The following is a 13012-nucleotide window of genomic DNA, read 5'->3' on the forward strand; positions in this document are numbered from 1 at the left end:
TGCTATTGCTATTGCTATTGCTATTGCTATTGCTATTGCTATTGCTATTCTTTCGAATATCTACCACTTTTGCCTTGCCCATATCAATGGGGCTATTTTTTACGGTAGTTGTTTTGCACTAATCAGTCATCGTCTTTGGTTGATATAGTCAATGCTAGCCTGATGGAATGTGATTTCGTGAGCTTTTCGACCAGAGTATTTTTTTGTCACCATAAATTTGGTGAATTGATCGCCGGATTTACAGCATTTATAATTGGTATACTGGGATGACCTTGATTAACATAAACCTGTTCATAGCGGATTATTTTTTACCTTGAAAATGAGGTGGTCATATTTTTCATTTTACATAAGTTTATATTTGCCACTTTGGTTTATTTCACTGATAAATAGGCAATTTTTATGGTAAATATTGGATGGATGAATTTTTCAAACAAATCATTGAGTATTGCGACAGGAAAAAACCAAAATATCGACAAAATGATGAACACATGATTCAATAGAGCAGGTATTCGATATTACTGTCATTGAGAGGGGTATGTATGAGTAATAAAATCACATCTATGGCAGCAGCAATGGCTATCGCTATGGCCCCCGTACCGGCGGATAGCATAGGGTATCATGATGCTATCACTAGCGCTAAAAACACATTTACATTACAACAGGTTAATGATTCCGTTGTTTTTCTTCCTATCGAAGAAGCAACCGCTTTTGTCGCGAGTATGGCTAATCGGATGCGATTCAATTTGAAAAACCTGCGATCCGAGTGGGAATCAAAGCGTATACCTATTGACGATAAAAGTATGTCAAGTTTTGCGAAGGACAACCTTCACTACTTAACTAAAAACATTATTATCTGCGCCAATTTTATTAAAGCTGCAAAAGTCGCATTAACATCTGTTCCTGAAACCAGCACTGAGCTACGCAGCATGATTACGCGTTTTGGCCGGGCCTCTGCTGACCTGCGTTATACATTAGAAGAAATTATTGCTTTCGTTAAGAGTACTCATGTCCCTAATAAAGTATCAAGTGTAGGGCGTGACATGGATAAAAATGCAGTTCATGAGCTTATTCGTGCCGAGCATACCGCTTTAGGTTTGGAAGTCCCAGCTTTCTACTAAAGGGGATGCAGTGATCCACGTTTCTATTCACAAAGATATCGAAATCCCCACGGTAGCCCGGCAATATGCGAAAATTTTGCAGGATTGGAAAAATGGCGGATCTCTTCCGGCTATTTTTGGTGATGAAGGGCGCTGGGAAGAGCATGCATCTCTATGTCAATCTTATGTTTTTAAAATCCATATCAAACTGCCTGGTGAAACGCCTTGGCCTGGTCATTTACCGCCCGCGGCACGAAAATCTAACAGTTATTTAGTTTATACGCGGCACTGGTGTGACCCGTCAAAATATCAAATCATTAGTATCATGAGTCCTAATGCCCATGAGCTGGCTCGGACATCGTTTCTCGCTGTGCTGGTTGGCCGCGCCGAGAATTTTCAAAACACCTGAAATATTGTTGAAACTAAAAAAACCGCATTTTCAGCGGGTTTTTGTTTAGTGTGCTGGGCATGTTCAGCAGCTCGGGGGTGAAAGTTCCCTGTCCAGTCTGATGGTGGCGAAAGACTAGTGAAGCGCAAAGACATCATTTCTTGCAGAGCTTGAGCGTAGGGCTGAGGAGTTCCATTCTACTTGAATATTAAAGCTCAATCTCAATATCACTGAGTGGATGACAGCAGCAGGGCAGAATTTCACCTTCATTGACAAAAGCCAGTGGCTTACGCCGATAGCCTACTTTACCTTTTACCAATCTGACACGGCAGGAGCCGCAATAACCTTCACGGCACTGGTATTCAGCCTGTACTTTGCCTTGTTCCAGCGCTTCCAGCAGACTGTTATGCAGCTCAGGAGAGCTGTGAATATGATAACCCTGCATACCATGCAGGGTTACTTTATAGCTTGTCATCAGAGTTCAAAATCACTCAGGTCGTCAGGGTTAACTTCAGCATCAATCTGACCAACCAGATAGGAACTGACTTCAACTTCCTGTGGCGCGACTTGAACGTTATCGGATACCAGCCAGGAATTGATCCACGGAATCGGGTTAGAACGTGTTTCAAATGGCAGTTTTAGCCCAACAGCCTGCATACGGATATTGGTGATGTATTCAACATATTGACACAGAATATCTCTGTTCAAACCAATCATAGAGCCTTCTTTGAACAGGTATTCCGCCCACTCTTTTTCTTGCTCCGCCGCCTGAACAAATAGGTCGTAACACTGTTGTTCACACTCTTTGGCGATTTCAGCCATTTCCGGGTCATCCTGACCAGAGCGCAACAGATTCAGCATATGCTGAGTGCCTGTCAGATGCAGTGCTTCATCACGGGCAATCAGTTTGATGATTTTAGCGTTACCTTCCATCAGTTCACGTTCGGCAAAAGCAAATGAACAGGCAAAGCTGACGTAGAAGCGGATCGCTTCCAGTGCGTTAACGCTCATCAGGCACAGGTACAGTTGTTTCTTCAGTTCACGCAGACTAGTAGTGATGGTTTTACCGGCAACTTGATGCGTTCCTTCACCAAACAATTGGTAGTTGTTGGTCATCTCAATCAGATCGTCGTAATAAGCGGAAATATCTTTCGCACGTTTCAGAATCTCTTCATTGGTGACAATATCATCAAACACAACCGCTGGATCGTTAACGATATTACGGATGATGTGCGTATAAGAACGTGAGTGAATCGTCTCGGAAAAAGACCAGGTTTCAACCCAGGTCTCCAGCTCAGGAATGGAGATCAAGGGCAGAAACGCCACGTTCGGGCTGCGGCCCTGAATAGAGTCCAGCAGCGTTTGGTATTTCAGATTACTGATGAAAATATGCTTTTCATGATCCGGCAACGCATTGTAGTCAATGCGATCGCGGGACACGTCAACTTCTTCCGGGCGCCAGAAGAAGGAGAGCTGTTTTTCGATCAGTTTCTCGAAAATTGGATACTTTTGCTGGTCATAACGAGCTACGTTTACCGGCTGACCAAAGAACATCGGTTCCTGTAACTGGTCGTTTTTTACCTGCGAAAAGGTGGTATAGGCCATAACTTCCTCAAATTAAATCTTACACGCGCCGCCTTCACAATCGGAATCAGCCGATTCTACGACTTCCTCCAGGTCACCCTGAACGTCTTCCGCACCATCACGTGTATTATGGTAATACAGTGTCTTCACACCATATTTGTAGGCGAGCAGCAAATCTTTCAGCAGTTGGTTCATCGGCACTTTTCCACTAGGGAAACGTGTCGGATCATAGTTGGTATTGGCAGAGATCGATTGATCGATAAATTTCTGCATGATACCAACCAACTGCAAGTAGCCATCATTACCCGGCATTTGCCACAGGAGTTCATAAGCGCCTTTCAGACGTTCATATTCCGGTACAACCTGACGCAAAATACCATCTTTTGATGCTTTGATGCTGATGTAACCACGAGGCGGTTCAATGCCGTTGGTGGCGTTGGAGATCTGTGAAGATGTCTCTGACGGCATCAAAGAGGATAATGTTGAATTACGCAGACCATATTGTTTGATATCACGGCGCAACGCTTCCCAGTCATAGTGCAGTGGCTCATTGGTCAGTGTATCCAGCGTTTTTTTATAGGTATCGATAGGCAGGATACCTTCAGAATAGGTGGTTTCTTTAAACCATGGACAAGCGCCTTGTTCTTTCGCCAGCTCATTAGAGGCTTTCAACAGGTAATACTGGATAGCTTCAAATGTTTTGTGCGTCAGGTTGTTAGCGCTGCCATCTGAATAACGCGCGCCATGTTTTGCCAGATAGTAAGCGTAGTTGATGACGCCAATACCTAAAGTACGGCGACCCGTTGCCCCTTGTTTTGCGGCAATGATCGGGTAGTCCTGATAATCAAGCAGGGCATCAAGCGCACGGACAGCCAGAGCTGCCAGCTCTTCCAGCTCATCAAGATTTTCGATTGCGCCCAAGTTGAATGCGGACAGCGTACACAGCGCGATTTCGCCGTTTTTATCATTGATATCATTCAATGGCTTGGTTGGCAGTGCAATTTCCAGACACAAATTTGATTGGCGCACAGGGGCGACTGATGGGTCAAATGGGCTGTGAGTGTTGCAATGGTCTACGTTCTGAATGTAGATACGTCCGGTGGAAGCACGTTCCTGCATCATCAGGGAGAAGAGATCAACCGCTTTCAGGCGTTGCTGACGGATATTGCTGTCCTGCTCATATTGAGTATACAGACGTTCAAATTTATCCTGATCCGCAAAGAATGCATCATATAACCCAGGGACGTCAGATGGGCTGAACAGGGTAATATCTTCACCTTTGATCAGGCGTTCGTACATTAATTTGTTGAGCTGTACGCCGTAGTCCATATGACGGACACGGTTGCCTTCAACGCCACGGTTGTTTTTCAGTACCAGTAGGCTTTCAACTTCCAGATGCCATAACGGATAGAACAATGTCGCGGCACCGCCACGGACACCCCCCTGTGAACAGGATTTTACCGCTGTCTGGAAATGTTTGTAGAACGGAATACAGCCGGTGTGGAAAGCTTCACCGTTACGGATTGGGCTGCCCAACGCACGAATACGGCCCGCGTTGATGCCAATACCGGCGCGTTGGGAAACATATTTCACAATAGCGCTGGAAGTAGCGTTAATCGAATCCAGGCTGTCGTCACACTCAATCAGCACGCAGGAGCTGAATTGACGGGTAGGGGTGCGCACACCTGCCATGATGGGGGTCGGCAGGGAAATTTTAAACGTAGAAGCCGCGTCGTAAAAACGACGGATATAGTCCAGACGGGTTTCTTTCGGATAACCGGAAAACAGGCAGGCGGCTACCAGAATATAAAGAAACTGGGCGCTCTCATAAATTTCACCGGTAACACGATTTTGAACCAGGTATTTACCTTCGAGCTGTTTGACCGCTGCGTAAGAGAAATTCATATCACGCCAGTGGTCAATAAACTCGTTCATTTGCTCGAATTCTTCTTTCGAGTAGTCTGTCAGCAAGTGTTTGTCATATTTGCCCATTCCCACCATACGGGATACGTGATCATACAGGGCTGGTGGCTCAAATTGACCGTAGGCTTTTTTACGCAGGTTGAAAATTGCCAGGCGGGCTGCCAGATACTGATAGTCTGGCGCATCACCGGAGATAAGGTCCGCGGCAGCTTTAATCATCGTCTCGTGAATATCTGAGGTTTTGATACTGTCGTAAAATTGGATTTGAGAACGCAGTTCTACTTGTGATACCGAGACATTTTTCAGACCGTCGGCTGCCCAGTTAATAACCCGGTGGATTTTCTCAAGGTCAATTCGTTCTTTGTGGCCATCACGCTTTGTTACTAGCAGACTATGGTTCATGGACAGGCATACCTTACATTTACTTTCAGACTTGCTCCCACCTGCTTTGTGTCTTTACAAGACCAAAACATACCCTTCTCAGTGGTGAAGAAACCAACGAGAGAGTAGTGGTAATGGAATGTTAAGGAACACAATATGTAGGGGGTACACTAAATAATGACAACAAGATAATGTTAAAAACGGCTTTTATCAAGTGTACAAAAACGTGGATTTTTGTGGATAACTTGAGGACTAAATTTGTTAAAAAGCCTGAAGCCTGCATCATTACTAGCGGTTACCCTGGCAGGAGCACCGGCAAAAATGGGTAAAAAAATTCCTGAAAATAGGATTTATTTGCCGATTTATTCATCGATTAGATGAATATGTCAGACATACTGGGTATGTAACATATAATTAACATCGACATTGTGACCGAGGGTAAATTTATCTGTTAGCGGGTTGTAATGCAGGCCGATAATGTGCTGTTCTTGCAGTGGTGTGCTGTCAATCCAACCTATTAATTCTGATGGGCGGATAAATTTCTTCGCGTCATGGGTTCCCTTCGGCACCATTTTCAGAATATATTCCGCACCGACTACCGCCATAAGCCAGGCTTTCTTGTTGCGGTTAATGGTAGAGAAAAAGACGTGTCCACCGGGTTTGACTAACTGCGCACAGGCACGGACAACCGACTGTGGGTCCGGTACGTGCTCCAGCATTTCCATACAGGTGACGATATCATAAGCCTGTGGATATTTTTCTGCGTGGCTTTCCACGGTCTCCTGTACATAAGTCACAGGGATGCCTGTTTCAAGGGCGTGCAGTCTGGCAACCTGAAGCGGCTCAGTACCCATATCAAGCCCGGTCACTTCTGCACCTTCACGGGCCATGCTTTCCGACAAAATGCCGCCGCCACAACCCACATCCAGGATTTTCTTACCGAAGAGGCCGCCGGAACGCTGCAAAATATAATTTAGGCGCAGTGGGTTAATCCGGTGCAGTGGCTGAAATTCGCCGTCCAAATCCCACCAGCGGGAAGCAACTGCTTCAAATTTCTCTATTTCCTGTTGATCAACATTGCTTGTTGTGGCGGGGGTTTTAGCGTTCATCAGCGGTTGTCGCTCCTTAAACTTACTTTACAGGTGGATTCACTCCATTTTTGTCATAGTATACATGGCTTAATTTTTAAATACCCGTATCTGATTTTTATAAAACTGTTGATTTGTGGTATAGTTCTAAACCTTTGAATCCGGAATTATGAGGGATAGTGGGCTCCATGAGCGACATTGCCAGAGAAATCACACCGGTCAATATCGAAGAAGAGCTGAAGAGCTCGTATCTGGATTATGCGATGTCTGTTATTGTCGGGCGCGCACTACCAGATGTTCGAGATGGACTGAAGCCGGTACACCGTCGCGTACTTTTCGCAATGAATGTACTGGGAAATGATTGGAATAAACCCTATAAGAAGTCTGCCCGTGTTGTCGGCGACGTCATCGGTAAATACCACCCACATGGGGACAGCGCGGTCTACGACACGATTGTTCGTATGGCGCAGCCGTTTTCCCTACGCTATATGTTGGTAGATGGTCAGGGTAACTTTGGGTCAGTCGATGGTGACTCAGCCGCGGCGATGCGTTACACCGAAGTACGTATGTCGAAAATTGCCCATGAGCTGCTGGCGGATCTGGAAAAAGAGACTGTCGATTTTGTGCCGAACTATGATGGTACAGAACAGATCCCGGAAGTTATGCCGACTAAAGTACCTAATCTGCTGATCAACGGTTCCTCCGGTATCGCAGTGGGTATGGCGACTAACATTCCTCCCCATAACTTATCCGAAGTTATTGATGGTTGTCTGGCTTATATTGAAGATGAAAACATCAGCATTGAAGGGCTGATGCAGTATATTCCAGGTCCGGATTTCCCGACAGCTGCGATCATTAATGGTCGTCGGGGTATTCAGGAGGCTTACCGGACTGGCCGCGGTAAAATTTATATCCGCGCCCGTGCTGAAATCGAAGTTGATGAGAAAAATGGCCGTGAAACTATCCTGGTTCACGAAATTCCTTATCAGGTCAACAAAGCCCGTCTGATTGAAAAAATTGCCGAGCTGGTGAAAGAAAAACGCATCGAAGGGATTAGTGCTCTTCGTGACGAATCTGATAAAGACGGCATGCGTATTGTGATCGAAGTGAAACGTGATGCGGTGGGTGAAGTGGTTCTGAATAACCTCTATTCCCTGACTCAGCTTCAGGTTTCTTTTGGTATCAATATGGTGGCTCTGCATCAGGGGCAACCAAAGCTGCTGAATCTGAAAGACATTCTTTCTGCGTTCGTCAGCCACCGTCGCGAAGTAGTTACCCGTCGCACCGTTTTTGAATTACGTAAAGCTCGTGATCGCGCCCATATTCTTGAAGCATTGGCAGTGGCGCTGGCGAATATCGATCCTATTATCGAACTGATTCGCCGTGCTCCGTCACCCGCTGAGGCAAAAGCTGCGTTAATTGCCCAATCGTGGGAATTAGGCAATGTTGCTTCCATGCTTGAACGTGCCGGTGATGATGCTGCCCGCCCTGAATGGTTGGAACCCCAATATGGCGTGCATGAAGGTAAATATTATCTGACCGAGCAACAGGCACAGGCAATTCTGGATCTGCGTTTGCAGAAACTGACTGGCCTTGAGCATGAAAAATTGCTGGATGAATACCGTGAATTGCTGACATTAATTGGCGAATTGATGTTCATTCTGGAAAACCCTGAGCGCCTGATGGAGGTGATCCGTGAAGAGCTGTTGGCAGTCAAAACGCAATATAATGACGCCCGCCGTACTGAAATCACGGAGAACACCGCTGATATCAATATCGAAGATCTGATTAATCAGGAAGATGTTGTTGTCACGTTGTCACATCAGGGGTATGTCAAATATCAGCCATTATCTGACTATGAAGCGCAACGCCGTGGTGGCAAAGGTAAATCCGCAGCACGTATCAAAGAAGAAGATTTCATTGATAGGCTGCTGGTGGCGAATACTCACGACACGATCCTTTGCTTCTCCAGCCGTGGCCGCCTGTACTGGATGAAGGTTTACCAGTTACCTGAGGCCAGTCGTGGTGCCCGCGGCCGTCCGATTGTTAACCTTCTGCCGCTGGAACAAAATGAGCGAATTACTGCGATTCTGCCGGTGCGTGAATATGAAGAAGGGCTGTATATCTTTATGGCTACGGCCAGTGGGACAGTGAAGAAAACGGCGTTAAAAGATTTCAGCCGTCCGCGCAGTGCTGGTATTCTTGCGGTTAACCTCAATGACGGTGATGAGCTGATCGGCGTTGACCTGACTAACGGCAGTAACGAAGTCATGTTGTTCTCCGCTGATGGTAAAGTTGTCCGCTTCGAAGAGGGCGCTGTTCGTTCAATGGGGCGTACAGCTACCGGTGTACGTGGTATCAAACTGAGTGGTGAAGACAAAGTCGTTTCTCTGATTATCCCGCGTGGAGAAGGGGAGATTCTGACAGTCACTGAAAACGGTTACGGCAAACGTACCGCTGAAAGCGAGTATCCAATTAAATCCCGTGCAACTCAGGGGGTTATCTCAATTAAAGTCAGCGAGCGTAATGGTAATGTGGTCGGCGCAATTCAGGTTGAGCCCACCGATCAGATTATGATGATTACCGATGCTGGCACATTGGTGCGTACCAGGGTCTCTGAAGTCAGCGTTGTTGGCCGGAATACTCAGGGTGTCACACTGATTCGTACCGCTGAGGATGAGAAAGTTGTCGGCTTGCAACGGGTTGCTGAACCTGAAGATGATGAAGATGGGCTGGCAGAAGAAGGGGAGGCGTTGGAAAACGATAATACCCATTCACCTGATGCTGGCAGCAGCGAGTCAGCTGATCCGGTTTAAGTGAAGACATTATTTTCACTCAATTAAGAAACAGGTACTTCGGTGCCTGTTTTTTTTAAAAAAAATTTTTTGATTAATATCGAAATATGCAACAGTTGATTCTTTGTGATCCTTGAACTCTAGTATATCCTGTCATTAATTACGTTGAATGATGTTCGTTGTTATCAGGTAGCCTTTTGAGATATCTTTCTTCTTTTCGTACATCACTGAAAATATCCCGTTATCTTTTCCGGGTGCTTGGCTTTATGCTGTGGGCATTGGGTGCCTTATTAACGGCTTTTTACCTGGTTAACATTTTTAATGAAGTAAAGTCTGGTATCCGGCAAGAATACAATGCTAATTATGATTCCACACTCTCTTATGTGCGTCATACAGCAAGTGTTTTGCGGGATATTCAATATATGACAGAAAAACATTTGCTGAATTCTAATGAAAAAATTGCCATTCTCGATTTTCCGCATAATAACCCGGCGTTTTCTTATCATCCTTTGAATCAAAGTGCTGATTGCCATACCTTTCGCAAAAATACCCATAGTTATTTAAATTCGTTGAATAACCTGATCTTTTATTGGAAAGATAATCTTGCTGCTCCTCAGGGTTTGAATCAGGTTTTCCTGGTGGGAACGAAAAGTATGTGTATGGTGAATTTTTCTATTCGTAATACCACAACTGAACCTGATACGCTGAAAAAAATAGTCTATGAAAACTCACGCAGACTGATTAGCCTGAAAGATCAGGGTAAAGAACGAAATGTTTATTGGGTGACGCCTGGAGCAAGATCTGATAGCGGCCATCTCTATGTGTTGGCGCCGGTATATGTCAATGGTCAGATGGTGGCAATGATAGGTATTGAACAGTTCATTAGATTAGATACTTTTATTCAAAGACAAGACCGGCCGATTTCAATAACCTTATTAAATCGCAGTAATCAACCTGTTTTGCACTATCCGGCAAATGATGAGTACCAACTTCATTATGCCGATTATCAGCTGGAAGCACCTTATTTTGGCTATGATGATAATTTTACTGATTTATTGTTAAAACGCCGGCTAATGCCATCTTCATTCAGTATCATTTACGCGCTTCCACTGAAAAACATTTTCGAGGGTTTTAAACTACAGATTATTAGCAGTATTGTGCTTAATGTACTGTCTGCTTTTGTCATTATGACTTTGGTGTATCTGTTTGAGCGCAAGATGTTTGTTCCGGCTGAAGAAAATGCCATTCGTCTGGAGGAGCATGAACAGTTTAATCATAAAATTGTTGCTTCAGCCCCGGTTGGGATCAGTATATTGCGGGTAAGTGATGGCAGTAATATTCTGAGTAATGAGTTGGCGCATAATTATTTGAGAATGCTGACTCATGAAGACCGGGAACGTATTATTCATATTATTTGTGACAGAACCAGCAGTTATGTTGATGTGGTAACCAGTAATCATCATCATTTGCAAATCAGTTTTGTCCATTCCCGCTACAGAAATGAAGAGGTGGCAATTTGTGTATTGGTTGATATCAGTGTCCGTGTACGGATGGAAAAATCATTACAGGAAATGGCATTAGCATCGGAACAGGCTAACTATTCTAAATCGATGTTTTTGGCCACGGTCAGCCACGAATTGAGAACGCCTCTTTACGGTATTATTGGCAATCTGGAGTTGTTACAGGCTCATTCATTACCTGCTGAGTCTGTCCGTTTGTTATCAACAATGAGTAACTCTTCAGCTCTGTTGCTTAAAATTATCAGTGATATTCTTGATTTCTCAAAGATTGAATCTAAACAGCTCAAAATTGAATCCAGAGAATTTTCCTGTCAGGAAGTTATCTCTCATGTTATTTCTAACTATCTGCCGTTAGTGGTGAAAAAGCCGTTGACCTTATATTGTTATATCGAACCGGATGTACCGGATTATATCCGCAATGATCCCGTTCGATTGCAACAGGTCATCTCTAATTTGTTAAATAATGCGATTAAATTCACTGATACCGGGTGTGTGATTATTCATGTGACAGTAGATAGCGATTACTTGTACGTCAGAATAAAGGACACGGGAGTCGGCATTTCTGATAAAGCGCTGATTCAGTTGTTTGATCCGTTTTTTCAAATCATGCCAAATACGGAAAGCTCATCTCAGGGAACCGGTCTTGGCCTGGCGATTTGTGAAAAATTGATCAGCTTGATGGATGGTGATATTGAAGTGATTTCACAGCCACAGATAGGCAGTATGTTCTCTATCCGTTTACCTTTATACAACGCGAAATACAGGCCGAAAATTCAGTTAATGAATCAGTGTCAGCAAAAGCAAAAAGTTATCCTGGCTATACGTAATCTTTATCTTGAGGATTTTTTACAGCGTTTTCTGATTCATTATAATTTACATATTGTTTTATATAGTGGGGAAAATACCGATGGCAGTGAAATTATTATCAGCGATTTCCCTGATGCCGTGACTTCCCCTGCATATGCTTGTGTTGAGTTATCGACGGACTATATTGGCTCGCCGGAACAAATCAGAAAAGGCTATTGGCTGCATAATACTTACCATTTGCATGATCTACCCATTCTGATTGAGAGACTGATTTCACCCGGTAGCAACGAGGAGGTGTTGAATATCGTATCGCCTGTTTTACCGGCAAACACCCAGTTTAATACGGTTATGGTTTTGGTGGTGGATGATCATCCTATCAACCGCCATTTATTAGCTGACCAGTTGAAATCTATTGGTTTTCAGACAGCAATGGCGAATGATGGATTAGATGCGCTGGAATATTTGCAGAAAGGGCATGTTGATATTATTTTGACGGATGTCAATATGCCTAATATGGATGGCTATGCGTTGACAACGCATTTACGGAATAGAGAATACGAGTTGCCGATTATTGGTATTACGGCAAATGCACTTGCAGAAGAAAAGCAACGTTGTATTGATGCAGGAATGAATGACTGTTTGTCTAAACCTGTTTCCCTGATTACGCTTAGACAAATACTGGGAGAGATCAGGAATATTGGCGCCTGAAATAATGCCCGGTATAAGTAACCGCCGGGCATCAAAATGACTTTCATATTAAAATAACGGACGGTACTTACTGAGCATGATCATCCGTATCGACGGTGACAGAAGCAAGATAATTGAGTAGCGCAATATCGTTATTGACCCCCAGCTTTACCATTGCTGATTTTTTCTGGCTGCTGATTGTTTTGACACTGCGATTGAGTTTTTTGGCAATGTCTTTTACCAGGAAGCCTTGGGCAAACAGGCGTATGACCTCGCTCTCTTTTTGTGATAATGGTTTGTCGCCGTAGGGGGTTTTCGTCACTTTTTTCAACAGTTCGGAAACGCTCTCCGGCATAAATTTTTCCCCTTGTTTCAGGGCGGTCAATACATCAGGTAAATCTGTTGGTGCTCCTTGTTTTAAGACTATTCCTTCAATATCAAGTTCAAGTACAGCACTTAAAATTGCTGGATTATTGTTCATAGTCAGAACAATGATTGATAGCCTGGGATAATGGCGTTTGATGTATTTAATCAAATTGATGCCATCACCATAGGTGTCGCCAGGCATGGATAAATCAGTGATCAGTACGTTTGCTTTAATACAGGACAGATTGTTGATCAATGTAGTCGAGTCTTCAGACTCGGCTACAACGTTGATCCAGTCAAGCCGTTCAAGTGATTTGCGGATGCCAAACAGAACAATTGGATGGTCATCAGCAATAATGACATTAAGGTTATTCAT

The 13012-nt window shown here is 44.2% G+C and carries 8 protein-coding genes and 1 pseudogene; 4 read left to right on the top strand and 5 right to left on the bottom strand.

Annotated features, from left to right (window positions below; genetic code table 11):
- Positions 1–539 precede the first annotated feature (539 nt).
- A complete protein-coding gene (locus LGZ99_RS17720; RefSeq protein ID WP_036840922.1) occupies positions 540–1118 on the top strand; it encodes a hypothetical protein in 579 nt (192 codons plus the stop codon).
- A gap of 10 nt (positions 1119–1128) precedes the next feature.
- The gene (locus tag LGZ99_RS17725) at positions 1129–1506 is read left to right on the top strand and encodes a type II toxin-antitoxin system YafO family toxin (RefSeq protein WP_023044830.1); all 378 of its coding nucleotides are present in this window, start codon (positions 1129–1131) and stop codon (positions 1504–1506) included.
- Between the two features lie 187 nt (positions 1507–1693).
- On the opposite strand, the gene yfaE is transcribed toward LGZ99_RS17725, so the two are convergent.
- The 4 genes from yfaE to ubiG all read right to left on the bottom strand — a co-directional run bounded on the left by yfaE (position 1694) and on the right by ubiG (position 6482).
- Positions 1694–1960 (bottom strand): class I ribonucleotide reductase maintenance protein YfaE, encoded by a 267-nt coding sequence (gene yfaE / locus LGZ99_RS17730; protein WP_021325288.1) that lies wholly within the window; start codon positions 1958–1960, stop codon positions 1694–1696.
- Positions 1960–3090, bottom strand: a complete 1131-nt coding sequence (gene nrdB, locus LGZ99_RS17735; protein ID WP_036840916.1) for a class Ia ribonucleoside-diphosphate reductase subunit beta — start codon at positions 3088–3090, stop codon at positions 1960–1962. Before nrdB ends, yfaE begins: the two co-directional genes overlap by 1 nt.
- A 12-nt stretch (positions 3091–3102) precedes the next feature.
- A complete protein-coding gene (gene nrdA, locus LGZ99_RS17740) occupies positions 3103–5394 on the bottom strand; it encodes a class 1a ribonucleoside-diphosphate reductase subunit alpha (RefSeq protein WP_023044831.1) in 2292 nt (763 codons plus the stop codon).
- A gap of 365 nt (positions 5395–5759) precedes the next feature.
- Positions 5760–6482, bottom strand: a complete 723-nt coding sequence (gene ubiG / locus LGZ99_RS17745; protein WP_021325286.1) for a bifunctional 2-polyprenyl-6-hydroxyphenol methylase/3-demethylubiquinol 3-O-methyltransferase UbiG — start codon at positions 6480–6482, stop codon at positions 5760–5762.
- Between the two features lie 167 nt (positions 6483–6649).
- Here ubiG and gyrA point away from each other — a divergent pair.
- Both gyrA and rcsC read left to right on the top strand, forming a co-directional pair.
- Positions 6650–9196: pseudogene (gene gyrA, locus LGZ99_RS17750) on the top strand (DNA topoisomerase (ATP-hydrolyzing) subunit A); the annotation flags it as partial.
- Positions 9197–9453: 257 nt separating this feature from the next.
- Positions 9454–12291, top strand: coding sequence for a two-component system sensor histidine kinase RcsC (gene rcsC / locus LGZ99_RS17755; protein WP_072008875.1), 2838 nt, complete (start codon positions 9454–9456; stop codon positions 12289–12291).
- A 67-nt stretch (positions 12292–12358) separates the two neighbouring features.
- On the opposite strand, the gene rcsB is transcribed toward rcsC, so the two are convergent.
- Positions 12359–13012, bottom strand: a complete 654-nt coding sequence (rcsB, locus tag LGZ99_RS17760; protein WP_023044834.1) for a response regulator transcription factor RcsB — start codon at positions 13010–13012, stop codon at positions 12359–12361.

The organism is Photorhabdus temperata, assembly GCF_025384845.1.
Lineage (GTDB): Bacteria > Pseudomonadota > Gammaproteobacteria > Enterobacterales > Enterobacteriaceae > Photorhabdus > Photorhabdus temperata.

Coding starts and splice junctions, on each gene's coding strand:
- LGZ99_RS17720 (WP_036840922.1), top strand. CDS start 540: ATGAGTAATAAAATCACATCTATGGCAGCAGCAATGGCTATCGCTATG.
- yfaE (WP_021325288.1), bottom strand. CDS start 1,960: ATGACAAGCTATAAAGTAACCCTGCATGGTATGCAGGGTTATCATATT.
- nrdB (WP_036840916.1), bottom strand. CDS start 3,090: ATGGCCTATACCACCTTTTCGCAGGTAAAAAACGACCAGTTACAGGAA.
- nrdA (WP_023044831.1), bottom strand. CDS start 5,394: ATGAACCATAGTCTGCTAGTAACAAAGCGTGATGGCCACAAAGAACGA.
- ubiG (WP_021325286.1), bottom strand. CDS start 6,482: ATGAACGCTAAAACCCCCGCCACAACAAGCAATGTTGATCAACAGGAA.
- rcsB (WP_023044834.1), bottom strand. CDS start 13,012: ATGAATAACCTTAATGTCATTATTGCTGATGACCATCCAATTGTTCTG.